This window comes from Acidiphilium sp. PA (assembly GCF_026191915.1).
Taxonomy (GTDB): domain Bacteria; phylum Pseudomonadota; class Alphaproteobacteria; order Acetobacterales; family Acetobacteraceae; genus Acidiphilium.
The window spans coordinates 39,343-64,682 of the sequence record NZ_JAIMBY010000019.1; the positions used below are offsets into that span (position 1 = coordinate 39,343).

25 protein-coding genes and 1 pseudogene are annotated in these 25,340 nt (G+C 62.3%); 21 read left to right on the forward strand and 5 right to left on the reverse strand.

All coding sequences use genetic code 11. From position 1 onward, the window contains the following. Positions 1 to 87: 87 nt before the first annotated feature. The 17 genes from AruPA_RS17260 to AruPA_RS17340 all read left to right on the forward strand — a co-directional run bounded on the left by AruPA_RS17260 (position 88) and on the right by AruPA_RS17340 (position 17,047). Positions 88 to 609 (forward strand): DotD/TraH family lipoprotein, encoded by a 522-nt coding sequence (locus AruPA_RS17260; RefSeq protein WP_265638001.1) that lies wholly within the window; start codon positions 88 to 90, stop codon positions 607 to 609. Between the two features lie 79 nt (positions 610 to 688). Continuing rightward, positions 689 to 829 (forward strand): hypothetical protein, encoded by a 141-nt coding sequence (locus AruPA_RS17265; RefSeq protein ID WP_265638002.1) that lies wholly within the window; start codon positions 689 to 691, stop codon positions 827 to 829. Next, a complete protein-coding gene (locus tag AruPA_RS17270; RefSeq protein WP_265638003.1) occupies positions 826 to 1,794 on the forward strand; it encodes a type IV secretory system conjugative DNA transfer family protein in 969 nt (322 codons plus the stop codon). The genes AruPA_RS17265 and AruPA_RS17270 overlap by 4 nt, the downstream gene beginning before the upstream one ends. 13 nt (positions 1,795 to 1,807) lie before the next feature. Next, positions 1,808 to 3,022 carry a hypothetical protein gene (locus AruPA_RS17275; RefSeq protein ID WP_265638004.1) on the forward strand — a complete coding sequence of 405 codons (1,215 nt, stop codon included), beginning with the start codon at positions 1,808 to 1,810 and terminating at the stop codon, positions 3,020 to 3,022. An 88-nt stretch (positions 3,023 to 3,110) separates the two neighbouring features. After that, the gene (locus AruPA_RS17280; RefSeq protein ID WP_265638005.1) at positions 3,111 to 3,791 is read left to right on the forward strand and encodes a hypothetical protein; all 681 of its coding nucleotides are present in this window, start codon (positions 3,111 to 3,113) and stop codon (positions 3,789 to 3,791) included. Continuing rightward, entirely contained in the window at positions 3,784 to 4,989 is a 1,206-nt protein-coding gene (locus tag AruPA_RS17285) for a type IV pilus twitching motility protein PilT (protein WP_265638006.1), read from the forward strand. The genes AruPA_RS17280 and AruPA_RS17285 overlap by 8 nt, the downstream gene beginning before the upstream one ends. Next, positions 4,979 to 5,227, forward strand: coding sequence for an IcmT/TraK family protein (icmT, locus tag AruPA_RS17290; protein WP_265638007.1), 249 nt, complete (start codon positions 4,979 to 4,981; stop codon positions 5,225 to 5,227). Before AruPA_RS17285 ends, icmT begins: the two co-directional genes overlap by 11 nt. Before the next feature lie 14 nt (positions 5,228 to 5,241). After that, complete coding sequence (locus AruPA_RS17295) at positions 5,242 to 5,739, forward strand: hypothetical protein (RefSeq protein WP_265638008.1); 498 nt, start codon at positions 5,242 to 5,244, stop codon at positions 5,737 to 5,739. Further along, a complete protein-coding gene (locus AruPA_RS17300; RefSeq protein ID WP_265638009.1) occupies positions 5,736 to 6,311 on the forward strand; it encodes a lytic transglycosylase domain-containing protein in 576 nt (191 codons plus the stop codon). The genes AruPA_RS17295 and AruPA_RS17300 overlap by 4 nt, the downstream gene beginning before the upstream one ends. Beyond that, positions 6,308 to 7,486, forward strand: a complete 1,179-nt coding sequence (locus tag AruPA_RS17305; RefSeq protein ID WP_265638010.1) for a hypothetical protein — start codon at positions 6,308 to 6,310, stop codon at positions 7,484 to 7,486. The genes AruPA_RS17300 and AruPA_RS17305 overlap by 4 nt, the downstream gene beginning before the upstream one ends. Beyond that, complete coding sequence (locus AruPA_RS17310; protein WP_265638011.1) at positions 7,483 to 7,986, forward strand: hypothetical protein; 504 nt, start codon at positions 7,483 to 7,485, stop codon at positions 7,984 to 7,986. Before AruPA_RS17305 ends, AruPA_RS17310 begins: the two co-directional genes overlap by 4 nt. Next, complete coding sequence (locus AruPA_RS17315) at positions 7,983 to 10,658, forward strand: type IV secretory system conjugative DNA transfer family protein (RefSeq protein WP_265638012.1); 2,676 nt, start codon at positions 7,983 to 7,985, stop codon at positions 10,656 to 10,658. Before AruPA_RS17310 ends, AruPA_RS17315 begins: the two co-directional genes overlap by 4 nt. Before the next feature lie 288 nt (positions 10,659 to 10,946). Next, positions 10,947 to 11,417, forward strand: a complete 471-nt coding sequence (locus AruPA_RS17320; protein WP_265638013.1) for a hypothetical protein — start codon at positions 10,947 to 10,949, stop codon at positions 11,415 to 11,417. Between the two features lie 37 nt (positions 11,418 to 11,454). Beyond that, positions 11,455 to 12,369: a hypothetical protein gene (locus AruPA_RS17325; RefSeq protein ID WP_265638014.1), complete on the forward strand. Its 915-nt coding sequence runs from the start codon at positions 11,455 to 11,457 to the stop codon at positions 12,367 to 12,369. A gap of 381 nt (positions 12,370 to 12,750) precedes the next feature. After that, on the forward strand, positions 12,751 to 13,026 hold the full coding sequence (locus AruPA_RS17330) for a DUF1778 domain-containing protein (RefSeq protein ID WP_265638015.1): 276 nt from the start codon (positions 12,751 to 12,753) through the stop codon (positions 13,024 to 13,026). After that, positions 13,023 to 13,544: a GNAT family N-acetyltransferase gene (locus tag AruPA_RS17335; protein WP_265638017.1), complete on the forward strand. Its 522-nt coding sequence runs from the start codon at positions 13,023 to 13,025 to the stop codon at positions 13,542 to 13,544. Before AruPA_RS17330 ends, AruPA_RS17335 begins: the two co-directional genes overlap by 4 nt. A gap of 1,055 nt (positions 13,545 to 14,599) precedes the next feature. Further along, positions 14,600 to 17,047 carry a hybrid sensor histidine kinase/response regulator gene (locus tag AruPA_RS17340; RefSeq protein WP_265638018.1) on the forward strand — a complete coding sequence of 816 codons (2,448 nt, stop codon included), beginning with the start codon at positions 14,600 to 14,602 and terminating at the stop codon, positions 17,045 to 17,047. Between the two features lie 211 nt (positions 17,048 to 17,258). Here AruPA_RS17340 and AruPA_RS17345 read toward each other — a convergent pair whose 3' ends face one another. The 4 genes from AruPA_RS17345 to AruPA_RS17360 form a co-directional block, all read right to left on the reverse strand. After that, positions 17,259 to 18,212: an AAA family ATPase gene (locus tag AruPA_RS17345; protein ID WP_265638019.1), complete on the reverse strand. Its 954-nt coding sequence runs from the start codon at positions 18,210 to 18,212 to the stop codon at positions 17,259 to 17,261. Next, positions 18,209 to 19,054, reverse strand: a complete 846-nt coding sequence (locus AruPA_RS17350) for an ExeA family protein (protein WP_029314284.1) — start codon at positions 19,052 to 19,054, stop codon at positions 18,209 to 18,211. The genes AruPA_RS17345 and AruPA_RS17350 overlap by 4 nt, the downstream gene beginning before the upstream one ends. Further along, a complete protein-coding gene (locus tag AruPA_RS17355) occupies positions 19,051 to 20,505 on the reverse strand; it encodes a DDE-type integrase/transposase/recombinase (protein ID WP_265638020.1) in 1,455 nt (484 codons plus the stop codon). The genes AruPA_RS17350 and AruPA_RS17355 overlap by 4 nt, the downstream gene beginning before the upstream one ends. An 88-nt stretch (positions 20,506 to 20,593) precedes the next feature. Next, positions 20,594 to 21,163 carry a hypothetical protein gene (locus tag AruPA_RS17360; protein WP_265638021.1) on the reverse strand — a complete coding sequence of 190 codons (570 nt, stop codon included), beginning with the start codon at positions 21,161 to 21,163 and terminating at the stop codon, positions 20,594 to 20,596. Between the two features lie 44 nt (positions 21,164 to 21,207). Here AruPA_RS17360 and AruPA_RS17365 point away from each other — a divergent pair, with 44 nt between their 5' ends. From AruPA_RS17365 to AruPA_RS17380, 4 genes are all read left to right on the forward strand, one after another. Then, entirely contained in the window at positions 21,208 to 21,660 is a 453-nt protein-coding gene (locus AruPA_RS17365; RefSeq protein WP_029314279.1) for an SEC-C metal-binding domain-containing protein, read from the forward strand. Positions 21,661 to 22,426: 766 nt separating this feature from the next. Further along, entirely contained in the window at positions 22,427 to 22,768 is a 342-nt protein-coding gene (locus AruPA_RS17370) for a helix-turn-helix transcriptional regulator (RefSeq protein WP_265638022.1), read from the forward strand. After that, positions 22,758 to 22,964, forward strand: coding sequence for a hypothetical protein (locus AruPA_RS17375; RefSeq protein WP_265638023.1), 207 nt, complete (start codon positions 22,758 to 22,760; stop codon positions 22,962 to 22,964). The genes AruPA_RS17370 and AruPA_RS17375 overlap by 11 nt, the downstream gene beginning before the upstream one ends. Before the next feature lie 12 nt (positions 22,965 to 22,976). Beyond that, positions 22,977 to 24,035 carry a type II toxin-antitoxin system HipA family toxin gene (locus AruPA_RS17380; protein ID WP_265638024.1) on the forward strand — a complete coding sequence of 353 codons (1,059 nt, stop codon included), beginning with the start codon at positions 22,977 to 22,979 and terminating at the stop codon, positions 24,033 to 24,035. Between the two features lie 418 nt (positions 24,036 to 24,453). Here AruPA_RS17380 and tnpC read toward each other — a convergent pair. Then, positions 24,454 to 25,200, reverse strand: a pseudogene (gene tnpC, locus AruPA_RS17385) (IS66 family transposase); the annotation flags it as partial. Positions 25,201 to 25,340 lie beyond the last annotated feature (140 nt).

The following is a 25,340-nucleotide window of genomic DNA, read 5'->3' on the forward strand; positions in this document are numbered from 1 at the left end:
ATAAATTATCCCAATTGCGTGATCACCTGAAATACATGTTTGGAGTGGCGATACGATTGCGGATCGTGGTCTCGAAGGGAGACCACCATGCGCGTTTTTCACCATTCTGCCATTGCATCAGGATTGTTCGCGGCGACGCTTCTCGCCGGCTGTGCGTCCGGTCCGGTCCCGAAAGTCGCGGCCAATGTCGTGACACCCGGCATGCCCAATCTTCAGACCGCGCTCAACAACGCAATTCTGCGAACCGATCAGGCCGTCGATCAACTCGACGGTGAGCCGGTGATGACACTGGCCTCGGCACGATTGCCCGAAGCCCTGCCCGGCGAACTCGAACAACGGATCCGGTGGAATTACGAGGGCAATCTCGGGCCCGCGGTCCACGCGCTCGCCAGGCTGATCAACTACCATGTGGTGATCCATCATCCGAAGGGTGTCGCCCCGGTTCTGGTCTCGGTGCACGCCGACCAGATCCCGGTCTCGACGGTGATCCGGACCCTGGGCATCGAGGCCGGGTCGCGTGCGACGGTCACCGTCATTCCCGCCGAACAGACGATCGACGTGCGGTATCCGCGACCTGATGCGGTGGCCGCCGCGTCGGGCCAGTCGTGAGGAGGGTGTCATGGCGCGAAGATATCGTCGGCTCCGGTCCCCCCGCCGCTCGTCACCCCGGCTCCGTCTGCCGGTTCGGATGATCCAGATCACCGATCCGATGAGTGATTTTCTTACCGATTTGGTCTCCGGCGCGCGCCGGCGCGCGTTGCTTTTCCGTCTTGGCATCACCGACCCCTTGCCACCCGAATTGTTCAATTCCCGAGGAGACTATCGATGAGTCGCGTTCTACCCATGGCCGTGCTGCCGGTCGCCCTGTTGCTGGCACCGGCGGCTTACGCAGCACAGGCGCCGTTCCCCCAGATCGGTATTTCGGACAGTCCCGGCGCGATCGCGCGGAGCCTGCACGATAACGCCAATCCGCTCAACAATCCGGTCGCCGGGGCGCGGATCAACGGCATCCTGACAGGAGGACAGGCTCCCCCCTCTCTCAATGAACTCCAGGCACTCCGGCCACTGACGGGTAAGCACAAGGCGATCTCGCCGATGCGACGCGAGGCACTCCGGCAGAACGCGCTCAGCTACGGTGCTCAGGGCGGCCTCGCCGCGGAAAGCTATGCCATCAATCTGATGCTGGTGAATTATCAGGCCGATCTCGACCGGACGTTCGATTTCGGGAAACTGATGGTCAATGTGAGCAATGGGCAGACCCTGTTGCGCCCGCCAATCGTCACCGAAGCGCAGATGGCCTTCGCGCTTGCGCCCGGCGGTCAGATCGCCAAGCAGACCGATCAGGTCTACGAGATCACCCAGCAGGCACAACTTGCCTCCGCGCCGCCCAACTGGCGCACCTATCTGGTCCGAACCTGGGCGAAGCCGACACCCCCGCCGAGCGCGATCCGGCCGCGCACGCGACTGGAAGTCGAATACTGGCACAAATGGGTGGCCGAAGGCTGGGCGCTGGGCGAGGCCCAGGGTGCCCAGATCTTCCTCGACGATCTGAGCCGTCTCGAGAACAACTATATCGGGATGGTCCGCTACCAGGTGCTCCTGCGCGCCGGCCTCGTGGAATCCCCCGATCTGGTCTTTCATCACCAGGCGGTCTCCGGTGGGCGCAACCGCATGCTGATCGGCAACGACGTCATCCGGATCACCAATCAGCCGGGCCTCGATCCCAACGCCGCGAACTGGCGTTCGGTCGATGTCCCGCGTGGCGGGCCGATCGGCCAGCCACCTTCACGCTGAGGGGAGTGTGCTCATGGTCAGCAGAGGTCCAGACAATCGTCCGATTGATGACTATCGGAAATTCCACCGCCCCATCCTGATCGATCCGTCCGACAATTTCGATCGACCTGTTGCGGTGCAGGAGTTTCTCCGCCGTGCCGTGCAGGAAGGTGTCAGCGAATTGTTCTTCGGCGATCAGCGACCGGTCGTCGCGAAGATCGACTGGGAATTTTGCACGACGACGCACCACCTGCTCACCCCCCACGATCTGAAGGGTCTCCGGAAATTCCTGTTTGGCGATCACACCCAACCAGCCAGCCCCCATCGGCACTGGCACAAGATCGGCCGGGTTCATCTGAAGGACAGGGAGTATCTGCGCTATGAGGTCACCGAGACCGAGATCCATGACGCATCGGAACTCCGCGGCCATGAGATCGTCCTGCGTCTCCTGCCCAATGTTCTGCCTGACATTCTTTTCTATGAACTCGATCGGGAACTGTGGGATCATCTGCCGCGGAGTGGTCTTGTGCTGGTCAGCGGCGGCATCGACAGCGACGCGACGGGCCTGATCGCAGCCCTTGTCCGTTGGGTTGTCGAAGACCGCAGCGTCGAGCACCGAGCCGTCATCTACGGGTTGACGGATTATTCGTTCACCCAGGAAATCCGGCCGATCGAATGGGAAAAATCCTCGATCCTGCAGATCGAGACACCGCCAGGCGAACCCCTGAACCGGGCGATGGTGCAGGCGACCTCGATTGGCGCGGACGTTGTGGCGATCGGTGCATGCCGGGATCCCGCGACGATGGAAATCGCGCTGGCGCTCGCGGCGGAGGGCAAGCGGGTGTTCGTGGGCGTCAACGCCAGTGGCGTGATGAATACGGTGGCGCGGGTTCTGGCGCTGCTGAGCCGGGGGCAGGGGGAGGATTACGCCCCTGGCCTGCCCGAACTCGCGCTGAACCTGCGCACGATCATTTCGCAGAAGATGGTCCGCAACCAGCAAGGATCGATCTCGGCGCTTCAGGAATACCTGATCGTTGGCCCTACGCTCCGCGAAGCCCTGCTCCAGACTGCGCCAAGCGGCTGGTTGCTGCCTTTCCTGAAGAGTTTCGAGGAGGAAGGCGAGAGCTTTGCTGCCTGCGCCAGTGTTGCTCGCAACGCCGGCGTGATCAGCCCGGACGTGTTCCGTCGCGTCGTTGCTGAGACCACCGCGCCCATCATTCCCCGTCGTCCCCGGAAATCGAAGCCATGAGAGGAATCCTGATCTCATCGATTTTGCATCGCCGCCTCTGCCCCCTGCCGATCCAGATGCTCGGCTCACTCATAAACGGAGATCCACAATGAAAATCCATGATACGGCATCCTGCTCGCCATCCTCTGTTCCAGAGTTGCGGTCCTTGCCCCTGAGCGATCAAGCGAGACTCGCGTTGGCGACACTTGCGACACAAGCCTCGCCCGCGGATCGTCCGGGTGACTGGTGTGACCGAGGTATCATCGCCCGGTTCGGGAGCGATGCTGTCAGCGAACTGATTGATGCCGGTCTCGTCCAGCGTGGCGGTGTCCCCGATCCGCTCCCCGCCGAAATCGAGACTTCCTGCCGGGAGACTATGGTGCGGCATTACGAGATCTGTGCTCGGGAGGAGGGCTTCGGCAGGCCGCTTTATCCGGCTGGTGGAGATATCCTTCTGGTAACACGGGCAGGTTGGGCAACCTTGGCGCGGTTGGGAGATGAACAGCCGCTGGATGATCCGGCCAGGCTTATGGAAGCGCCGGCGTCCGGCGCGGATCAACATGCGGACAAGAACGCGGACGATGCGGCGCTCAATGATTATCGGTCCTGCCTGTCCTCCCCTTGGGACAAGAGTGCCGGTCCTCCCGTTGACTTGATCTATGCCGAACCGGGGCATGGGAAGGGATTTCTTGCGCCGGATGATCCTCTTCAACATCGCTACATCCTGGGGTCCACCGCAGAGGCAGGCCGCCTCATCGGAACCACCGCCAAGGGGGATCATCATGGTTGAACCCAACCGTCACGAGCTTCGGATCGTTCCTGCTTCCGAAGCCCCGCCAGATGCCCTCTCGGTGAAGCACGCGCTTGACACGGATCTCGTATTCGAGCCGATGCCACCGCGGATGTACGAGGCGGACTGGAACCGCTTCATGGTCTGGGCGGCCGATCGCAACGTCTCGGATATCAGGTTGCAACCTTTCGCGCCGGCGTTCGTCCAGCGCTACGGTCGGTTGCGACCGGCAACCCCGCGCGATCTCACCATCCCCGAGGTCGAAACCGCCACCAACCTGTTTTACGGCGCGGATGGCATGGCCCGGCTCAAACAGGGCATGGATTTCGACGTCAGCTTCAAGGCGCGACCAGAGCGGAATCGTTCGATCCGGTTTCGGGTCAATGCGACCGGTTGCGAGACCCATGGTGTCGTCACGGTCTCGATCGTCGCCCGTGTCCTGCCCGAACGAGCACCCGACCTATCCAGCCTCGCCCTCGAACCCGAAATCCTCGCCGCTTATCGGGTCAGCAAAGGGGTGGTCATCGTCAGCGGTGGCACCGAGAACGGTAAATCGACCCTGTTGGCGGCAATGATCCGCGCCATGCTGCTCGACCCCAACGCCGATCTCTCGATCCTCGAATACGCCTCGCCGATCGAGTTCGTCTATGACGATGTGCGCGGTGCGTCCGCATTGATCAGCCAAACCGAAATCCCGCGCGACGTCCCCAGTTTTGCCGCGGGCGCCCGCAACGCCAAGCGGCGCAACCCCAAGGTCGCCGTGCTCGGCGAGATCCGTGATGCCGAAACCATGGTGGTGATGTCACAGATGGCGATCTCGGGCACCGCGATCTACGGCACCATGCACGCGGGGTCGGTCGAGGAAACCACCCAGATCGCGGTCAGCCTGTGCCCGGTCAATGAACGCAATGCGGTCGCCGTCCAGCTGGGTCAGTCGCTGCGGTTGATCATCAATCAACGTCTGGTTCCCTCGGTGGATGGCAAACGCACCGCGTTGCGGGAGTTCCTCGTCTTCGACAAGCCCCTGAACCATCGGCTGGTCAGCGCCTCGCCCGATGACTGGCCGCTGATTTGCCGCGAAGCGCTGCGAACCCAGGGGCAGAGTTTCTCGGTCGCAACCGACCGCGCGCTCGCCCAGGGGCGTATCTCCGAAGAAACCGCGTTTTATTTCAAAAAGGAGTTCGGCGATGTGGCGTGACACGATGAAGCCGCTGCGGCTGTTCATTATCGATGCCTGGGCCTTGGTCCCCGCCCTGATCTTTCTGCTCTACTGGTCATTCACCACGCTGGTGATCGCGCTCGTCGGCATCATCTTCTTCGGCGTGATCGGATGGTTCGGAGTCAATATCGTCGCGACCATGCGGATCCTGCGACGCTGGCTGGTCGGGCCGCTTCGTCCGGCGGTTCCGCGCGGCCGCAAACGGCGCTTCGTGTGAGCGGGAAGGTCGCCATGAAATCCCAACTCCCATCCGAATCCCTCACCGTCGTCGCTGGTTCCGGACAGGCCCGATCTGCGATCGCCCTCCTGAGCACAGCGTTTTCCCGGTTGTTCGTCATGGGCCGTCGACCGGTCCTGCTGCGCGATCTCGATAGTTGGCAACCGACCGTGATCTCGCCGTTCCTCGCTTCTCATGCCAAAGGCCTTCTGCCGCTGTTCGTGCTGGCCGGGAATGCGGTGTGGGCCGATCTCGGGGAAACACCGTTCCCGGTCCGGATGCAGGATTGCCGGCGTGCGCTGGCCGGCATCGAACTGGTCTCGATCGCAGCACCGGACGGTAATCTGACGCCGTTGATGCTTGCGATGATGGAAGCGATCAGCCAGGTGGCCGATCAGACCGGCATTCTCGTCAATGACCTCGGCCCGTTGATCGAGCGCGCCCCCGGCGCGCAATGGGTTGGTGCCACACTCGCGATGGTGCCGCAGCCCAAACCGGCGCTCGCGTCATGAGCAGGCGGGGCGCGTTCAGCAGGGCGGTCGGCGTGCTGATGGGATTGAGCGCCATCTCGTCCGTCCCGCAAGCATGGGCAGGGCCTTATCACGACGCAACCCGGCCGGTGCCGATCGCCGCGACACCGCAGGCTGCGGATCACACGATCAGATCCTGCATCGACGCCGCGGCAGGTTTGTATCATCTGCCGCCCGCCCTGTTCATGATCCTCCTTCATGTCGAAGGAGGGCGTCCGGGTTTCGTCAGCTTCAATACCAACGGCACCGTCGATATCGGCCCGATGCAGATCAACCAGATCTGGTTGCCGACCCTGGCGCGTCACTGGCATGCAACGACACGGGCGACCTTCCGGGCGATCCGGGATAATTTCTGCGCCAATGTCGCGGCGGGTGGTTGGATCCTGGCACGCTCGATCCACGATGCCGATGGCCATCTCTGGCAGGGGGTGGCGTATTACCATTCCCGCACCCCGCGCTATCAATCGGCCTACCTGCGGGCCGTCCTGCGCGAGGTTGAGCGACTCGAAGCCGAAGTCGGTCACGCCCCCTCGTCACAGGGGCACCGATCATGAGCGGCAACATCCGCCAGCAGCAGGCGGCTGTCGAAAGTGTCGTCCTGTCGCTTGCGTTCATACTTGTCGCCCTCGTGTTCGTCCTCGGCTTCGCCTGGCTGAAGGCCCATACGGCGATCTCGCGTGCCGTGCTGGAGTTCATGGCATTCCAGATCCTGCATTTCGACTGGACACCCGCGAGGCACGCGCACGCACTGGCCGACGAGATCAGGACGATCCCGGCATCCTCCCTGTCCATCATCGGATTGTTCCGGGTGGTCGGTGCGGTCTCGGCGCTGTTCGCTGTCCCATTGTCGATCTTTGTGACGGTACTCGGAATCATTCTGGTGATCTTTGCCCCGGCAAGCCGGTACGCGACGCCGCTCAACCTCGATGGTCTGATCAAGGTCCAGGCGCCGGTGTTCCGCTCGATCGCCGCCTATCTGCCGCGCCGCCTCGTACCGGTGGCCCCGAACCTGCCGGCACCACGACCCGCCGATCCGGCGTTGCACCTTGGCGAGTGGCTCGCCTGCCACGGCTTGGACGAGAGGGGCGTGTTTCAGCAGGATCAGGCGGTTGCAGCGCTCGAGGCACAACTGGGCGATCCATGGAGCGGCATCGATCGGGCTCCCGCCCCGGCACGCATGATGATCGCCGTCTGCGGATTGCACGCATGCCGCCGACGCAAGGAGGCCGCGGCGTTACTCGGACTCGTATCGGAGAGTCTCGCGGTCGATGCCGCACAGGAAGGCGGTACGGGGCCGGAGCACCCGCTCGTGCTGTCGCCCGCCATCATGCAGGCGGTCGACCGGATCCTCTCCGAAACCCCGGTCCGCTCCGAAGTCGAACCCGTGCTGCGTCAGCATGGCTTCGTGACCACCGCCGTGATGGGGTTGTTGAATTTCGCGCGGGCACGCGCCGGACTGCTTCCGCCGGCGCAGTTCAATTTCCTGAAACTGATCGACCGGAACCTCTGGTACGCGCTGCAATCGCTCGGCTTTCCTGTCTCGGAGACCGAGGATGGGCCGTTTCCCAATCCGAAGATCGAGGCGCTCGGGGCGCGGGCGCATTGGCAGACCGAACGCGCCGAGCGTGTCGCCCTGGTCCTGCCGCATATCGAAATGGCGATCGATCTCGTGGTCGGGCGGGTCGACGCAGCAAGCACCAGGCAACAGCCGCTGAAGGATCTCAGATGAACATCACGATCTCTCATGATGGTAGAGCCATCATTCTCAGGATTGAACCGCTCGCCGGCGATCCGCCGGTGACGATCGCGGGACTGGCGTCGCTTGGGAGTGCCGATACGGCCAGACCGACGCTCCATACCTCGACCGTCTCCCAATTCTCTTCCTCCTCCTCCTCCACCTCCACCTCCTCCTGGTGGCAGTCGCGACCCGTGCGCCTGCTGGCCCTCGGCGTCGTGCTGGTGGCGTTCATCCAGGTCGGGATGGTGGTGTCGGGGGCCTCGCGCACCGCGGTACAGCCGCCTGTGGCGATGGCGCCGATGTCCCTCTCGGGTGGTGCATCATCGGGCGGGAAGCGGAGACCGGCCACGACGAAACACCGGATCGTGCCGCCGGTAGCCGCGATCGACGATGCGCTGGCCGATGGCGCGAAGCCGATCGGCACGGTTCATCAACCCACGATCGCCCCGGGAACGGCGGCCGCGCAAGCGCGCTTTGGGCTCGACCCATGATCCCGCGCGAAGTCAAAGGCCCGGAAGCCAATACCGAACGGGCCGGGCCACAGCTGACCCGCGACATCCGCCCCGGATCGGTGCGGTTTCTCCAGGCGCTGCAGACCCCGCTCAGCGGATTTCTCCTGATCGCGGGTGGAGTCGGATCGTTCTTCGCGCCGGTGATCCTCGATCCGGTCGTGGTGCTGGCGGTCATCATCGCGACCTACGTGCTGACGCGCCCGACCATCCTGCCGATGCGCCTGCCAAGCTACGCCCGCGGGCGCGATCGCAACCATCCGTCACCACGCGACCGCTCGCCCCAGAAACCGGCGGGGATTTTCTATCTGGGGGCGGATTTTCGGACCGGGCAACAGATCTGGCTCACCAACGAGGATTGCCGTCAGCATGGCGTGGTGCCCGGCACCACCGGCGCAGGGAAGACCTACACCCTGGTCAGCATGGTCGCGAATTCCCTCATCCACGGCAGCGGGTTCATCTTCGTCGACGGCAAGGCGGATAACAGCCTCTACGCCATGCTCTATTCCCAGGCCCGCCGCTTCAATCGCGAGGACGACGTCGTCGCGCTGAATTTTCTGGTCGCCAGCGGCAATCGCGATACCAACACCTTCAACCCGTTCGCCTCGTGCAACGCCGACGTGCTGCGCGAATTGCTGGTCAGCCAGATCGAGCGTAACCCGCAGGGTGGGGCCAACGATCCGAACGGTGTCTTCCTCTCGCGCGCGGTCGCTCTGCTCGGTGCCCTGGCCCCCGTGCTGGTATGGCTGCGCGACAACCGCAACATCCCGATCGATATCGAGAAGATCCGCCTCGCCACCGAATTGCGCTCGGTCATCGCACTCGCGCTGCACTCGAAATACCGTCTGCGCGATCCCGAGGCCGGCACCTTCACCGAGATCGATCTCAAGGAGGAACCGGCGATCCCGCCCGCCTATCTATTCCCCCTGCAAGCCTATCTGGGTGAGACCGGCGGGTTCGATGTCGGCAGTTTCGGCAAGGACAGTTCCGCCGCAAAGATCGAGGAGGCGTTGCGGCGGAGCGATGAACCGGCCCGGCAGCACTCGTTCGCCGTGATGCACTTCTCCCAGACCTTCACCCAGATGGCGGTATCGCTCGGTCACATCTTCAAGGTCGAGAGCAGCGATATCGACATGCGCGACATCGTGCTCAATCGCCGGATTCTGGCGGTCAATCTCCCGACCCTGGAGAACTCAGGCGAAAGTACCGCGGCGCTGGGCAAGATCGTCGTGGCGACGTTGCGCAACATGATGGCGCAGACCTTGGGGGCGGATCTCGAGGGGAATTTCGACGACATCATCGCGAACAACGCGGCCGAGTCCGCGACGCCGTTCCCGGTGATCTTCGATGAGGTCGGCTACTATGCCGTGACCTCGATGGACAAGATGATGGCGATGGGGCGCAAGCTCGGCCTGTTCTTCCTGCTCGGGTTTCAGGAGATCGTGGCGCTCAAGGTCAGGATGGGGGAATCAGCGCTGTCCATGCTCGGCAACGCCAATCTCCAGATCATCACCCGTCTGCAGGAGGGATCCGAGACCAGGACCTATATCGAGAAGACCGCCGGCGACACCTATGTGACCCAGGCGAGCCGTTTCGATGCGACCGGGGTGGGCGGGTATTCCGAGGGCATGCAGGCCGAGGTCCGCCAGGTCTCGCGGGTCGACTGGCAGGATGTCAGGGGATTGATCGAGGGAGAGGCGATAATGCTCTACGGGCGCTTTCGGGTTTATGCCAAGACGTTCGATGCTGAGCCGAAGGCGCAGGGGGCCTTGCGGATCAACCGCCCGCTCGCCCTGCTGCCCGCCGGTAAGAAGTCGGGCGTAACCCGCGACGGCTGGGTCCAGGCGGCGCTCACGGCCCTGCAGGACGATCGACCGGTTGCCGCAGAACCGGGTGGTCCGTTCGAGGCGATCATCCGATCCCTGGAGCCGGCGATCAAGGCGGTGATGGTGAAAACCGGGTCGGGCGAGCTGGTAGGCGAGGCGGGCGATACCGCCATCGGCGATGCGATCACCGCGGCTCTTGCCGATCTTGATCCGGACATGCGCGCACCCGGCATCTACTATCAGGCGTTCCAGGTGTTCCCGCGCATCCCTGACGATGAAAAGGAGGGCGATGAACGGAAGCGCCCCCGCTATGATCTCAAACTCTTCATGCTCCAACGGTCCGTCATCCACCGCGATGATGCCAAAACCGCCGAAGGTAAACCGGTCGATGGCGCTGCATCCGATCAGGTGTCGTTACCGGCAGGCCGCAATCTCATGACGCTCATTCCCGATGAAGAACTACGCATCCAAGCCGCGTTGGGTGGGATTTCGGTTCGGGATTATCTCATCAGTCTGGACTATCTGATCGAGACCTTCAGCCAGGCGATCCCACCGTCCGGACCGACGGAACAGGGCGATGCTGTCGCGATGGCAGCGCCACCGATACCACCGACACAATACCGCGCAACAACGGACGATCCGGCGGCTTCGGACGCTCGTGAGGCAGGGCAGGGGGAGGCAGGGCAGGGTGTGCAGGACGCAGCTGCGCCTGGTCAGGATGCCCCGGTCGGATCGCCGGTGTTGAATGGCGGAACTGGCGAGGATCAAAGCAAACCGGCACCGGACGATGCCACCGCCACCCAGCGACGGTTCAGCCCGGGACGATAAGCGGGAAGCGGGAGTTGCATGGATGGTCCGCCTTACGCGATCGAGCACGCTGTAATCTGCGACATCGTGCCCGACTCAAGCGGTATCTCATCCTGCCGGACGCCCCTGCGACTGGTGCTATCGCTGTGATCACGGTGCGTCCAGTAACCGCCTCGGCAGGTTTGGGGTGGTCCCCGGCGGGATGGGTGGTGCGATCAACATCCCACACGATCAGGGCATCGGTCTGGATGATCCGGGTGAGTTGCCAATCAGGCGCTTTGAAAATAAATCTTTCTTCAGGGACGGAAAATGGAGCGTATGGGAATGTTCGTCATCCGAGTCAGTCTCATGGGGCTCGTCGTGGCCATGCTGACCTCGGCATCGGGTGAAGCGGCGCTTCCTGCCCAACCAATCCCCCGTGCCGTCTATGTCGGCGTCCAGTTGTTCCGGAAATACGATCAGACCGGCGGCATGGCTCAGGTCGTACAGGCCGTGAATGGATGCTATCGCGTGATGGCACCATCCCCCGGGCTGACGCTTGGCAAGATCGAGTGTCTGGGTGAGGATTCCGCCGCCTATGAGATGTCGATCGCGATGACCCGGGTTCATGGTTTCCCGCCACTCCCGTTTTACACCCAGGCACAGTTCTTTGGCCGAACCCTCACCGTTCTCAGAAACGCGGGCATCCACCCGTCCTCTGAACGAAAACATCTGATGTCGAGCATTCTCCTGATGAGCGGTCAGGATTATCGTGAGATCGCGGGGCCGGTGGCTCAGTGAGCGGCCCAGCAATGAAGATCGGGCTTTCGGTAAAGTAATGCAAAAAGGTAAATCGCCGAAACTGGTAACTCTGCGGAGATCTTTCGTCGCGGGCCATATACTGTGGACCGAAGATGAACTTCATACGCCGATCGTCGGCGAGGATCGCAATCTGGGCGGCAATCTCCTCGGGTATGAACCGCACGGGCCGGACCTGCCACTTCTCTTTGATTTGCTGGTGCCGTGTGTATTCTTTGACTTGAAACGATTTGTGGTTCGTCGCGCCGGGTTCAAATGTGAGGTGTGTGGCAGGACTAATTTTCATCGGCCATTCGATCGGTGGGTCTATGACAAACGGCGGAAAATACGAACGCTGCGTCGGCTGATGTGCCTTTGTAAGCAGTGTCACATTGCGAGCCTACGCAAGTTCGACCGGCCGCTTCATCCTCTGGATCCGAGAGATTATCAGATGCGGACCTTCCGGGGCATCACCCATGAACAACTCGAGATCTATGCGGCGGAACAAAAAAAGCTCCATGAGAGTCTGGAGAAGATCAAATGGAAGTCTGATCTCTCGATCCTGACCCAACGCGCCTATGTGGGTTTACCTGAACCCGATGACCGGTTGATCCTTAACTATCCAAATCCGCCGATAAAACCACCAGCCGATCGCATGGTCGTTCGTTTTAAGACTCGGGAAGTCAACTCGCCCTATCGCCCTTTTAGGTCCTTTACAACAGAGGAACCGGCGATGGCCGAAGCAAAGAAATTATGGCCTCTGCTCGAGGAATATACGGCGAAACAGATCTCGGAGATCACGGGGATCGATTTATTTCGACTGCATCATACTCTGGGATCGCGGCGGGTGGCTGCAGGTGTCGTACCCATTCCGAAAGCGACAAAGCTGGCGGATGAAGGCAAGGACAAAAAGCGCCGGCGCAGGAAGGCCAAGAAGAAAAACAAAAATTCTTGACCGAAATGTTTTTAGATCGACGTCAGCGGTTCACCGGGATGACCCTTACCCTTCGGGGATGATGGCTCAATTCGCATTAGCAATGCACGCGGGCCTGAATTCAGCAGACCTGCGGTTGTGGCGAGGACGGCTCAAGGCGAGGGGGGTCGAGGAAGGTCGACGAGAGGATACCATCGTAATTTCACTTAAATCAAAATGGTCCGTCGCAGATTTTCGGATAAGCGCGACATATTCCAAAAACAGAAAGTCTTCGAAATCTCGGACGTATCGATTTTTGCACGGATGATAGAGGACATTATCACATAAAAGATTGTGACCGGTACAAAGCTTGTTGTACGGCTTCATTCCGTATACTAGAGTTAGAGAAAGTAAGGAGTTCTCATGCCACGCCCTCACACTGAAACCGGTCGCGTCGAATTGCGGCTCCGGCCCGAAGACAAGGCGACGCTCACACGCGCCGCGTCGCTCCGACGGCTTGACCTGACCGGCTATATTCTTGGCGCCGTGCTGCCGAAGGCTGCGGCGGAAGTCGCCGAAGCCGAACGACTCACGCTCTCCGAGCGCGACTCGATGCGCGTTCTTGCCCTTCTCGAAAACCCGCCCGCCGCGCCAGATCGTCTTGTGCGGGTTGCAAAGGCTGGCCTCACGCTCCGATGACTGCCCTTGTCTGGGAGGAAGCGGCGATTACTAAGCAGCATAATCGCGCGGGTTTCGATTGCGGAGATGCCGACCTTAATCTCTATGTGCGGAAATTTGCCCGGCAAAACCACGAAAGCGGCGGTGCCAAGTGCTTTGTCGCTGCCCCAGCCGACACGCCGGCGCGCATCCTCGGTTTTTACACGCTCAGCCCCGCCTCGCTTGAATATGCCCGCACGCCCACGCTCGCGAAAAAGGGCCTTGGGCGCTATGACGTGCCGGTGTTTCGGCTCGGCCGCCTGGCAGTCGATAACAGCGTGCAGGGCCGGGGGCTGGGCGGCGCTCTGCTGCTTCGTGCCGCTGACCGCTGCATTCGTGTAGCGCAGGATGTCGGCGGCGTTGCCCTGCTGATCGACGCAAAAGGCGACCGTGCCGCCAGATGGTATGAATCCTATGGCGCGCTTCGCCTGGAGGACGCGCCGCTATCGCTCGTTCTGCCGCTTGCGGTTGCCGCCGATGCGCTTGGACGGGCGAGATAAGACGGCTGCGGCCTAGTGAGGAATTGCGGGCTTATCTTTTGCAAGCCGGAACCCTTTAGTCGGGCTAGGTTTTTGGGAGCTATCGAAAGCCTTCAATTTCAGAAACAACTTAAGCGGGTATCCATATGAATATCCTATCCTCAAGACCCTGGAATGGGCATATTTTCGATGCCGCCTAATCGCTATAACGTCACGGCGATGCTGCGATGCACAAAAAGTGATTTCACCAATCGACGTGGTTGTACCATATCAGGGGCAAGCAATGGCGACGATGTCGTTTTGCTTTTTTGACGTTTTCTCCCTGAACTCGGCGGCACGAAAGTGCTGCCTCTTTTTTTGTCTCACGCCTTGAAATCTCTTGCCGCGGTTGGCCCACATCGCGGACGACCTGACCAGCGATCGGCAATGGCCATTAATCCGAACAACGTGCCCACAGGAGGGCGAGCCTGTATGGGGAATGGCCGCAATGGGTGGTTTTCTGCCGGTCGGCTTACGGCCGCGAAAAGCGGTTATCGGACACTCGCCTTATGGCGAGACCTGGCCGAAACCGGAATGGCAGGTCTGGATCAGGTTGTTCAAGAAGCTGCCGTTCGCTTAACCTGAACCGCTGATGGATACCGACCTTGAAGCGGCCGTTCAATGGCCTAAGGCGCTGCCTGGTGATTGCGGGAGCCTTGTATCACGTCGGTAAACGGTCAATTGACCGAACGATACCGCCCTAGCCGCTACTGTTACGCAACGGACCGTCCAAGTCGCACTGCGGGCAGTCGATCTGTGCGTATTTGTGACCTGTTGTGGCGCGGATTGTCATAAACATAACCCTCCTGTAAGATTTGAGAATGATAAAGCGAGCAGTTGTGAACTCAGCGGCTTCGCCCGAGATGGTGGTGTTGGTCGCAGCCCAAGTCTGGCTTAGCCGATATGGCAAAGCTTGCGTCGTTGTCCGTCGCAGCCGCCGCCTTTTGGAGGATCTGCGCGGTGCTCGACGGCGGCGCCGATGCTGATCGGGGCAGCCCCTTCCAAGGCTCTCAATGCCCGCTGACCGCAGTGCGTCAGTGGCACATAATCAGGATGCCCTGCTGGCCGAAAATGAGCGGTTGCGCTTGCAGCTCGCGGAAGCGGAGCAACGGGCCGCGCGACTCGCCACGCAAGCCGCCATCGGGGGGCCTTTTCGAGACGCCGAGTTTATGCGCAGCGTGCTTGCCTCGTCCGACGACTGCATCAAGGTACTCGACCTTGACGGCAACCTTACCTTTATGAGCGAAGGCAGCCAACGCACCATGGAGGTGGGCGACTTCAACGCCATCCGAGGCTGCACTTGGCCAGACTTCTGGCATGGCGAGCTGAATGTAGACGCCAGGACCGCGGTAGAAACCGCCAAGTCCGGAGGCACTGGTCGTTTCCAAGGCATGACCGAGACGATGGCCGGCACGCTCAAGTACTGGGATGTGCTGGTCACGCCAATTCGTGGCCCAGATGGCAAGCCGGAGAAGCTGCTTTCGGTTTCGCGCGACATCACCGCCACCCGGCGCGTGGAGGAAGCCCTAGGGGAAAGCGAGGCGCGGTTCGAGGCCATCGCGGACTCGATCGACCAGGTGATCTGGTCCACCCGGCCAGACGGGTTCCACGACTACTACAACCAGCGTTGGTACGAGTACACCGGCGTGCCCGAGGGTTCGACCGACGGCGAAGCTTGGAATGGCATGTTCCACGCTGATGACCAGGAGAGCGCCTGGACCACTTGGCGGCACAGCCTCGCCACTGGAGAGCCCTACCGCATCGAGTATCGGCTTCGGCACCGATCCGGCCGCTACCGTTGGGTCCTGGGCCGGGCGCAGCCCGTGCGGGACGCCGAGGGGCACATCACGCGCTGGTACGGCACCTGCACCGACATCCACGAAATCATGGAAGCACGCGAGGTCCTGACCCATTCGCGCGAGGAGTTGGAGCGGCAAATCGAGGAACGCACACGTGAGCGGGACCGGGTGTGGCAGAACTCTCGCGATTTGCTCGTCATCGTTGGTGCCGACGGCATTTTTCGGGACGTCAATCCGGCATGGACGGCGGTCCTTGGTCATGGTCCTGCAGAGGTTGTAGGCCGCAGCTTTCTCGACTTCATCTGGCCGGACGATGCGGACCTGACCACAGGCGGACTGCAGGCGGCCGCTTCCAAACGCGACCTCACGCATTTCGTGAACCGCTATAGACACAAGGACGACACCCCGCGTTGGATTTCGTGGCAAACCTCGGCGGAGGGCGAGTTGGTCTACGCATATGGGCGGGACATCACGGCCTTGAAGGAACAAACCACGGCCCTGCAGCAGTCCGAGGAAGCCCTTCGACAATCGCAGAAGATGGAGGCGGTGGGCCAGCTCACCGGCGGTCTCGCACACGACTTTAACAACTTGCTCGCCGGCATCTCGGGCAGCCTGGAGCTGATGCAGACCCGCGTGGCCCAGGGGCGGATCGGCGACCTGGAACGGTATTTGGTTGCAGCACAGGGCGCCGCCAAGCGGGCGGCGGCGCTGACCCACCGGCTGTTAGCCTTCTCGCGGCGGCAGACGCTTGAACCTAAGCCCACCAATGCGAACCGTCTCGTCACTGGCATGGAGGAGCTGGTCCGCCGCACCGTCGGACCGCATGTCACCGTCGAGGTGGTCATTGCCGGCGGGTTGTGGACCACCCTGGTGGACCCGAACCAGCTTGAGAACGCCGTGCTAAATCTGTGTATCAACGCCCGCGACGCCATGCCCGACGGCGGGCGCCTAACGGTCGAAACTGCCAACAAGTGGTTGGACGAGCGCACGGCCCGGCAGCGGGACGTTCCGGCAGGCCAGTACGTGTCGCTCAGCGTCAGTGACACCGGCACGGGCATGACACCCGAGGTGGCGCGCTGTGCGTTCGACCCGTTCTTCACCACGAAGCCTATTGGTATGGGAACCGGGCTTGGCCTGTCCATGATCTACGGCTTCGTGACGCAGTCGGGGGGGCAGGCGCGTATCTACTCGGAGCCGGGCCAGGGCACCACCGTCTCCCTGTATCTGCCCCGGCATGACGGCGAGGCAGCCATCGAGGATGTCGGAGCCGAACTAGCCGGGGCACCGCGCGCCGAGGCCGGCGAGACTGTGCTTGTCGTAGACGACGAACCGACCGTGCGTATGCTGGTAACCGAGGTGCTGCAGGACCTAGGCTACACCGCTATCGAGGCAGCCGACGGCCCGGCCGGGCTGCAGGTGCTGCGCTCGAATGCGCGCGTAGACCTGCTGGTGACGGATGTGGGCCTGCCCGGAGGCATGAACGGGCGGCAGGTAGCGGACGCGGGACGTGCGATGCGGCCCGGCCTGAAGGTGCTGTTCATCACGGGCTACGCTGAGAACGCCGCGCTGAGCCACGGGCACCTCGACCCCGGGATGCACGTGCTCACCAAGCCATTTGCAATGGAGGCGCTGGCTGGGCGAATTAAGGAGCTGATTACCGGTAACCAGTGGAATGGCAGCAGGTAGCCGTTCGGTAAGCTAAGATGAGCAGGATCACGTTGTTTGATGGTCCTCCGATCGTAAAATCTGATGGACTTCCGGGTTCCACTTCCCGTGTTCTGTAGGGGGTCCGGGAAGCGGGAAGCGGAAGTATGCATTGGTGATGCGGGGTCTGATTGGCGCGGTGGTTGAGGTTTGCCGTGCCTTAATCGCGGTTGCTGCCCTGGCGGGACTGGGGTCAGTTTTTGGTGAGGCGGTATCCGTCGGGGGATTTGATGACGCAGCCGTTGTCGATCATCGCGGTGAGGCGCTGATAGAGGGTGGCGGCGCGGATGCGGCAGCGGGCGCGGAGATCGGCGAACGGCTGTGGCTGGCCGGTTTCGGCGAGGGCGGCGGTGATGCGATCGTCGAGGGATTTTGGTGTGGCATTGTCGGGTGACGGCGCGCTGGCGTGACTGGGCTCGAGTGCCAGGGCATTATCGTGCTGGTTCAGTTCGAGTGTGATGCTGGGCATGGCGGGCGCGGCGCGATTCTCTGGGGTGAGGATGATGCGATCGTCGCCATCGCGGCGGAGATAGAGGTTGGAATCGCCCCAGGCGTGGAACTCGGATGATCCGCGCAGGGCCTGACCGGCGCGGAGTGTCCCGGCGCCTTTTTTTGCATGGTGGACGACAGCGACGGCGACGGCATGGTGCCGCTGCATGTCGCGCAGGAAGGCGAGCAGGGGTGCGACTTCGCCGCTGACGTTCTCATCGATGCGGTGCAGGCGCACGAACGGATCGAGCACGAGGAGGCGCGGTTTCAGCCTGGCGATGGTGTCGGCGAGACGCGCGCGGTCGTCTTCGAGATCGAGGCGCAGGCTGGGTGCGGTGATCACCTGAACATCGAGGGCTGCGAGTTTGGTGCCGGCGGCTGCACAGATGCTTTCGAGGCGCCGGCGGACGATGTGAAGCGCGTCCTCGGCGGGATAGAGCAGGACGCGGCCGGGGCGTGTCACGGCGAAGCGGCGCAGACAGGGGACGCCCGCGGCGACGGCGACGGCCAGATCGAGGGCGAGGAAAGATTTGCAGCATTTGGGTTCTCCGCCGATAATGCCGACGGCTTCTTCGGCCCACAGTCCCTCGACGAGCCAGCGGTGCTGCTCGGGGCGGTCGGTGAGGTGGTAGGCTGGCTGGACCGGGAGCGGGGTCATCGCCGTTGGCGGGTGGTTGCTTTGGCTGTGTTTGGCGTGGGGATGGCGAGGGTCTCGAAGAACAGCGTCTCGTCGATCTGACGCGCCTCGCGGTGTGCGGCGGCATCCAGCAGTTCGGCCGCCATGATCATCAGGGTTCGCAGATTGCCTTGGGCGTGATCGCAGATCGTTGCGATCACTTCCGGGGTCATCAGGGTGGGGGCGCCGGCCTGGCGGATGGCAAGCTGCAGGGTCTCCTGCAGATCCTGCGGGGTGGCGCGTTCGATCGCCAGGCGGACACGCATGCGGCTGGCGAGAGGGAGGAACTCCTCGGAGCGCAGGCGTTCGGCGAGCCGTCCGTCGCCGGCCAGGACGATGGTCAGGAGGATGTGGGAATCGAGGTCAGCTGAGGCGAGCAGGCGGAGTTCAGCGAGGACGGCGGGCTGCATCTCCTGGGCTTCATCGACCAGCAGTACCGGCCTGGAGAGGGTCGTCTGGATATGAGCCTGCCAGCGTTGGCGCAGGATTTTAGCCCCACCCCAGCGATTATGCGGGCGCAACTCGACGCCGAACAACTCGCCCATCTCGCGGTAGAAATCGGCGATGTTGGCCTGAGGCCGGCTGATCACGCCGACGGTCACGTCGCGCAATGTTGCCAGCGACGCGGCCAGGATCCGCAAGGCGGCCGATTTGCCGGAACCCGGCGCACCGGTGATCAGGGCGAAGCCGCCTTCGCCGGCAAGATGCTGGACGCGCCAACAGAACGACTCCAGACGAGGCGAGACATGCAGAGCCTCGGTCGGCACGTTGTGCGTGAACGGGTTCCACTTGAGACCGTACAGTGCGAGCAGTTTGTTGTTCACGCGTCGTCTCCTTCGTCTTTGTGGAGATAGGCTGGGGGCAATCCGGTTGCCGCTTGCCGCTCGATCATGTTGGCCAGCAACGGCGCGATCCCGCGGGCCGGCGGCGCGACCGGGTCAGCGCTGACAGGCTGCAAACCGCGGCGCAGGCCGTTGGCGTTGGCGGCCTTGTCCTGGGGGAACAGCCTGCAGAGCACGGTGCCGGTTTGCGGATCGACGAGGTGAACCAGGGCAAGATCCCAGGCGGCGAAGCGGACCTCCAATGTGGTGAGGTGCCGATATTGGTTCGGCACTTCGAACCGGCGGCCTTCGATGACGATCGTGCCATCGCTCCTTCGCAAGGTTCGCTGCTCGCTGCGGGTGAACGCCAGTCTCAGAGTTGCGGCATCCGGGCATGGTCGTGTCACGGTGGGGCCGGCGAGAAAGCGCGCCAGCGGGGTGGCGTCGATCTCGCTGTGGTGCTTGCGATTGTAGTCGTAGTCTACCCAGGCCTGGGTCGCCTCGTTGAGCCGGGCCAGGGTGAGGTCATTGACACCTTCGAGCATGGCCATCAGCCGGCCCTCGACCGATCCCCAGAGGACCTCCTGCTTACCGTTCATGTAGGGGCTGTAGGGCAGCGTGGTCTGATGAACGACGCCGAGCCGGGCGAGACCTTCGGTGATCTCGGTCGCCGTCATCGCCGCACCGTTGTCACTCATGGCCGAGCGGGGCATGCCGCGCTTCTGCATGGCCTGCGACAGACCGTGGGCAATGACCTCCGCGCTCTCGGACAGATACCATTGCAGGTGGCAGGCCAACCGCGAGCGGTCATTGAGCACGCCGAACAGGATCGGCGTTCGCCACTCCCCTCGCGGTGTCAGCACCTTGCGCGAACCGGAATGACAATCCCAGTGCCAGGTTCCGTTCACATACTCGCACTCATAGCTGCGGACCTCCCGGGCATCGAGCCTGGCGGCGGCAGCCAGGGCGCCGGCGGTCTGGCGCGCCGTCATCGGGGACCGCTTGGTCATGCCGTGGGTGGTCAGGAAGCGCCGGACCGTGGCGTAGGAAGGCACCGGGCGCAGTTCTGACCGGGTCTCGGCCAGGGCGACGAGGTTGTCGTGATGCAACCGCACACTCCAACTCTTGTGGGCTTGATATTGAGCTCGCAAGGCTTGGCGGAGCTCATCAGTCATCGACGCCTGCTGGCCGGCGTCCTCGCGGCGTTTGCGCCGCAGCACACCCACCGGGTCTTGGCGCTCATTCCGGCCGATGTAGAACCAGCGCTCGATCGTCGAGACACCAAAGCGAACCGGTTCACCGGTACTCGGATGCCGCCATTCACGGGCCGCCAGTTGCTTCAGGGCCGCGCGCAGCGCGCCCGCCTCCGGCGGTGCGGCCAACAAGTGACCGATCACCGAGAACCGCAGTTGCGCCCAGCGATCCTGAACACGCGATCTGCCTCGTTCTGTCACGTCTGCCCTCCAAAACAATCAGCGGGCTTACGGTAAGCACGTCACCGATCGTCGGCGACGTGCATCTTCTGCGGGTCGGCGGCGCCCGTCAGAAAGCGCGCATTGCCGAGGCTCCGCCGGTCAACGGCCCCAGGAACCGAAGCAGGGAGACGAGCTGTTGTTCGATGCCGCCGCGAAAACGAGCGAGCACCGAGGCTGGCAGGGTCGCGGTGTCGACCGGAGGCATGAAGGCTGCCGCGGCAATCGGGCGGAACGCACTCTCCTCGGACGTGAATGTCGAGAGCCACCAGACGCGCCAGCGCGCGACCGTCCGCCGATCGATCCCGAGCGTGGCTGACAATTGCCGCAGGCGGGTGGCGGTGAGCCCATGGCACATCGCCGAAATCAACGTCACCACTGTGGCGAGATAGACCTTACGACCCAGAAAGCGCAGCGATGCCGGGGTGGTTCGCTTGCGACAACCGTCGATCGCGCAGCAGAAGCTGAAGCGTTGGCCGAACGCCTCACTCAAACCTGGGGGACCACCGCGCGGTTTGCGCTGAAATTGCGCCGAATGAAGGACGCCACCGCATGTCGTGCATCCTGCCGCCCTGGCGGTCGCGGCGATATCGCGATCAAACAGGAGCAACTGTTCATGAAACTTGGCATCTGCCAGCACTGCTTGATACAAGGGGCACCATCCTTTGAATTGAAATTGGCGGGATGACCAAAGTCGGACGCAATAATCTCTGTCCCTGCGGCAGCGGCAAGAAATACAAGCGCTGCTGCATGGCCCAAGATGAGGCAACCGCCCGCGAGGCCCGCGCGAGCGCCGCAAGCGCCGCAGTGTCGCCCCTCTCGGCCCATCTCTGCGAGGATTGCAACCACGATCTGGATGATGCCGCCAATGCGGTGTTTGCTTTGATCGAGGCGAAGCAATTCGATGAGGCTGAACGGGGCGCCCACGACGTTCTGGCACGCTTCCCCAACGTCCACGACGGCTACGAGTGCCTGGGCCGGCTGCATCAGGCCAAAGGGGACCATCGCCAGGCGATCGAGTGTTACCGCAAGGTCATCGCGTTCGCCGTCGAGGAACCGCAGTACTACGACCCGGAATTCGTCGATCACTTCCAGGCACTGATCGCCCACATCGAAACTCAGGCATCCAGCGGCTGATCCTTCCGGCCCACCCCTGCCCAGCATCGCCGGGTGCTCGGCAGCGTCAAGGCATCCACGCCTGCGGCGCGGAGCCTCCTTGACCCTGCCTCCGCTCCCGGCGGTAGCAAATGCAGGTCGGCGCCGAGGAATGGTCTTTCAGTCTCACCAAGGAATGAATGGAAGGAAGGAAGGAAGGAAGGAAGGAAGACCCTACCCACAGATTATCCACGATCCGCGAGGTCGCCTCTCGGCCAAACCTCAAATACCGTGATCAAATATCGCCGAAAACCCATCGCTTTGCATGCTCAGGCTCACTAAGATTTGCCGGCTACGTCCAAGTAGTCCGGGAACAAAGCTCAAACACGGGAATGCGGACAGACTGATTGGCGGACGAAAAAGCGGACGGAATTTTTTAGAGAGGCATCAGCTTCCCTAAGGGGGAGGCGGTAATTATCTGGCCGTGTCGGCTTATTGGTTCATCAAAGCCAAAACTGACATGCCGCTTTCCACCCGATTCAGCCATACGAAACTGATCACGCGAACGGCAGCTTCGGAGCAACGTTGCCTCTCAGCTAAACGACCGGGATGAGCGCATTGTACGCAAGCAAGGACGAATTGCTATAAACCAATCTCCACTGAAGCACCATTGACGGTTTTTAATAGCTCGTAAGGGGATATTATCGACCTTAATATGCTCTCAAGAAGCACAGTACTTGCACTTCGACTCAATTTCCTATAGGCTCTCAAGAGCTAATTAAACGGCATAATGCGCCCTTGAGGAAGTATGACCGCTCGCAACCCACTTCTGGCGTCTCCGCCCTTTGCCGTGGAGGATTCCCTCGTGCGCCTTGGGCAGCGCCTACGCACGGCTAGGCTCCGCCGTAACCTCACCGTTGCCGAAGTCGGCAAGAAGATCGGCGCGGGCTCGCGCGCCGTTGGCGACGCCGAAAAGGGCAAACCCTCGACGAGCGTCGCCGTCTATGCCGCGCTGCTGTGGGCGTTCGATTTGATCCGAGATCTGGATACCGTTGCTGACCCTTCGCACGACGTCGAAGGAATCGCGTTGGCAAAGCGTCAAACGCGCATTCGCGCCCGCCAGACAGGCGGACTCGACAATGACTTCTGACGGAACCGCCACCGAATGCTTTGTCTACATCACGCTGCCCGGCGCGACCGAGCCGCTGACTGCGGGCCGGTTTGTTCAAGAGCGTCAACGCAGCGGCCTGATCCTCGGCCGCTTCGTCTATGGCCGTAGCTATCTCGCACGGCAGGACGCCGTCGCCTTTGACCCCGGCGAACTTAAGCTCTCCGATCGTACCTAGGAGACGGTAGCATTGGGCGGCGTTTTTGGCGCGCTCCGCGATGCGGGCCCCGACTATTGGGGGCGGCGCGTGATCGAGCGCCATGCCGGCAAGCCGCAGCTGGGCGAACTCGATTATCTACTCCACTCCCCTGACGACAGGGCGGGGGCGCTCGGCTTTGGTTTGAACCAAGTGCCGCCAGCGCCGCTGCGCGCGTTCAACAGGACGATTCAGCTCGCCAAGCTTCAGGCGATCGCGGACGCCATCATCGCCGACGAGGTGCCGCAGACAGGCGTAGAAGCCGCGCAGGTCGAAGAACTGTTGTTGGTCGGGACGTCGGTGGGCGGCGCACGTCCAAAGGCCGTCGTCGAAGATGATGACGGACTCTGGATCGCGAAGTTCAATCGCAAAGACGACCGTTGGAACATGGCGCGCATTGAGCATGCCATGCTGATGCTTGCCCGAGCGTGCGGCCTCAGCACCGCCGAAAGCCGTCTCGACAACATCGGCGACCGCGACGTGCTGCTGGTGAAACGCTTCGATCGGGAGCGCGCCGGCGGCGGTTACCACCGCGCGCGCATGATCAGCGGCCTCACACTTCTGCGCACCGATGATGCACCGGGAAATCGCGGTCGCTGGTCGTATGTGCTGTTGGTCGAAGAGCTGCGCCGCGCCAGCGCGCGTCCCGACGCCGACGCGCAAGAGCTCTTTAGGCGCATGTGCTTCAACGCCCTGATCTCCAACGCAGACGATCATCCGCGCAATCACGCGATGATTGCCAAGCATACCGGCTGGCGCTTGTCGCCGGCCTACGACCTGACGCCAACATCACCTGTGAGCCAGGATCATCGCGATCTCGCCTTGCTGATCGGCGACCAAGGCAGGTTCGCCAACGCGCAAAACCTGCTCTCTCAATGCAGTCGCTTCATGCTGACCCGTGAGGCTGCGGAGGCGATCATCATGGAGATGACGCGCAAGGTACGGGATCGCTGGTATGAGATCGCGCGCAGCACCGGCGTCACCGAAACTGATTGCGCGCTGATCGCGGGGGCTTTCGCCTATCCGGGGTTCCAGACCCAATCAGGAAACTGACGCATCATCATCATCATCAGCAGCAGCGGCATGAGCAAGTGTTGGCCCTCTGAGAGCCGATGAGCCAGGCGCAGGTCCCCGGGGACGGCGACTTTCGGGTGTAGCAATTCTGCCGATCTATGACCGGGATGAGCGCAAAGCTGCCGGCCTGTCTTCTGCTGGAGTTGGCCGAAAGCGGTCACAAACTCGCGGACACCGCGGCTCAACGCGAGTCACGGTGTGCCCTTGCTTCGCCGCAGTTGGTCCACCGCAGCCCTGGCAACGCTCTGAAACATCTCCCGGCCAACCGCACATTGCCGACCCATTTGCTTGTCAAGTTCTTCTTCGGCCCACCCGAGCGCCCCGATTTTAAGCGCGGCGGCCCAAAGATATTTGTAAGCGTCCGCCAGAGGCCGTTGGCCTAGTTTTGGGCAGGACGTCAGGACTTTTGGTCGATCATCCAGGGTAGGAGTTCGTTGATCCGGCTGGCTGGATGACCATTGGTGATTTTGGTCAGAACGTCTGTGAGGTAGTTCTGAGGATTGATGCCGTTGAGTTTGGCGGTCTGCAGGATCGTGATCACAGTCGCCGCGCGGTCCCCACCCTCGTTGCTGCCGGCGAATAGCCAGTTGCGGCGCCCGACGGCAATGCTGCGGATCGAATTTTCCGCGATGTTGTTGTCTGCTTCGAGCCGAGCGTCGGTGGCGAAGCGTGATAGGGCGGTGCGCCGGGTGAAGGCATAGCGGAGCGCCTCGGCGAGGGCCGATTTGGTGGAGAGCTTCCGCTCCGTGGTTTCCGCCCAGGTGAAGAAGCCGTCGAGCAGATCGGTCAGGCCAGCGCGATGGCGCAGGCGCTCGTCGGGCGGCGTGAACCGTGCCTTGTCTTCGATCGCGTAAAACGCGGCGATCCGATCGATCGCCTCGCGCGCGATCGGCGATTTGGTTGCTTCCCAGACGTCGAACAGTTTGCGCCGACAATGGGCCCAACACCCGACCTCGGTGATCGGACCGGGCGTCTTTCGCCCTGGATTATAGAGCGCAGCAAAGCCGGCATAAGCATCCGCCTGCAGAAAGCCGGTGAACCCTGCGAGATAGTTCGCCGGATGTTCAGCCTTGCGGTCCGGGCTGAAGAAGTAGGCGGCGGCCGGCGGGGCAGAGCCACAGAATGGCCGATCGTCCCGCACAAAGGTCCATGCGTGGACGGCCCGTTGAGTTCAAGTGGGAATTTGCAAGATTTGATGGCGGTTCGAAAGCGGTCATGCGTTCGGCCTGTATATGCGGCAACATGGCCGCCGGCCCAGATGGGTTCCGCGAGCAACATCCAAAC

What these genes read in the sequence shown, in the direction of transcription:
- AruPA_RS17315 (WP_265638012.1), top strand. Translation starts at nt 7,983, where the DNA reads ATGATCCCGCGCGAAGTCAAAGGCCCGGAAGCCAATACCGAACGGGCC.
- AruPA_RS17285 (WP_265638006.1), top strand. Translation starts at nt 3,784, where the DNA reads ATGGTTGAACCCAACCGTCACGAGCTTCGGATCGTTCCTGCTTCCGAA.
- AruPA_RS17370 (WP_265638022.1), top strand. Translation starts at nt 22,427, where the DNA reads ATGACCGCTCGCAACCCACTTCTGGCGTCTCCGCCCTTTGCCGTGGAG.
- AruPA_RS17260 (WP_265638001.1), top strand. Translation starts at nt 88, where the DNA reads ATGCGCGTTTTTCACCATTCTGCCATTGCATCAGGATTGTTCGCGGCG.
- AruPA_RS17295 (WP_265638008.1), top strand. Translation starts at nt 5,242, where the DNA reads ATGAAATCCCAACTCCCATCCGAATCCCTCACCGTCGTCGCTGGTTCC.
- AruPA_RS17310 (WP_265638011.1), top strand. Translation starts at nt 7,483, where the DNA reads ATGAACATCACGATCTCTCATGATGGTAGAGCCATCATTCTCAGGATT.
- icmT (WP_265638007.1), top strand. Translation starts at nt 4,979, where the DNA reads ATGTGGCGTGACACGATGAAGCCGCTGCGGCTGTTCATTATCGATGCC.
- AruPA_RS17305 (WP_265638010.1), top strand. Translation starts at nt 6,308, where the DNA reads ATGAGCGGCAACATCCGCCAGCAGCAGGCGGCTGTCGAAAGTGTCGTC.
- AruPA_RS17270 (WP_265638003.1), top strand. Translation starts at nt 826, where the DNA reads ATGAGTCGCGTTCTACCCATGGCCGTGCTGCCGGTCGCCCTGTTGCTG.
- AruPA_RS17335 (WP_265638017.1), top strand. Translation starts at nt 13,023, where the DNA reads ATGACTGCCCTTGTCTGGGAGGAAGCGGCGATTACTAAGCAGCATAAT.
- AruPA_RS17330 (WP_265638015.1), top strand. Translation starts at nt 12,751, where the DNA reads ATGCCACGCCCTCACACTGAAACCGGTCGCGTCGAATTGCGGCTCCGG.
- AruPA_RS17365 (WP_029314279.1), top strand. Translation starts at nt 21,208, where the DNA reads ATGACCAAAGTCGGACGCAATAATCTCTGTCCCTGCGGCAGCGGCAAG.
- AruPA_RS17375 (WP_265638023.1), top strand. Translation starts at nt 22,758, where the DNA reads ATGACTTCTGACGGAACCGCCACCGAATGCTTTGTCTACATCACGCTG.
- AruPA_RS17300 (WP_265638009.1), top strand. Translation starts at nt 5,736, where the DNA reads ATGAGCAGGCGGGGCGCGTTCAGCAGGGCGGTCGGCGTGCTGATGGGA.
- AruPA_RS17265 (WP_265638002.1), top strand. Translation starts at nt 689, where the DNA reads ATGATCCAGATCACCGATCCGATGAGTGATTTTCTTACCGATTTGGTC.
- AruPA_RS17345 (WP_265638019.1), bottom strand. Translation starts at nt 18,212, where the DNA reads ATGACCCCGCTCCCGGTCCAGCCAGCCTACCACCTCACCGACCGCCCC.
- AruPA_RS17325 (WP_265638014.1), top strand. Translation starts at nt 11,455, where the DNA reads ATGCAAAAAGGTAAATCGCCGAAACTGGTAACTCTGCGGAGATCTTTC.
- AruPA_RS17280 (WP_265638005.1), top strand. Translation starts at nt 3,111, where the DNA reads ATGAAAATCCATGATACGGCATCCTGCTCGCCATCCTCTGTTCCAGAG.
- AruPA_RS17320 (WP_265638013.1), top strand. Translation starts at nt 10,947, where the DNA reads ATGGAGCGTATGGGAATGTTCGTCATCCGAGTCAGTCTCATGGGGCTC.
- AruPA_RS17275 (WP_265638004.1), top strand. Translation starts at nt 1,808, where the DNA reads ATGGTCAGCAGAGGTCCAGACAATCGTCCGATTGATGACTATCGGAAA.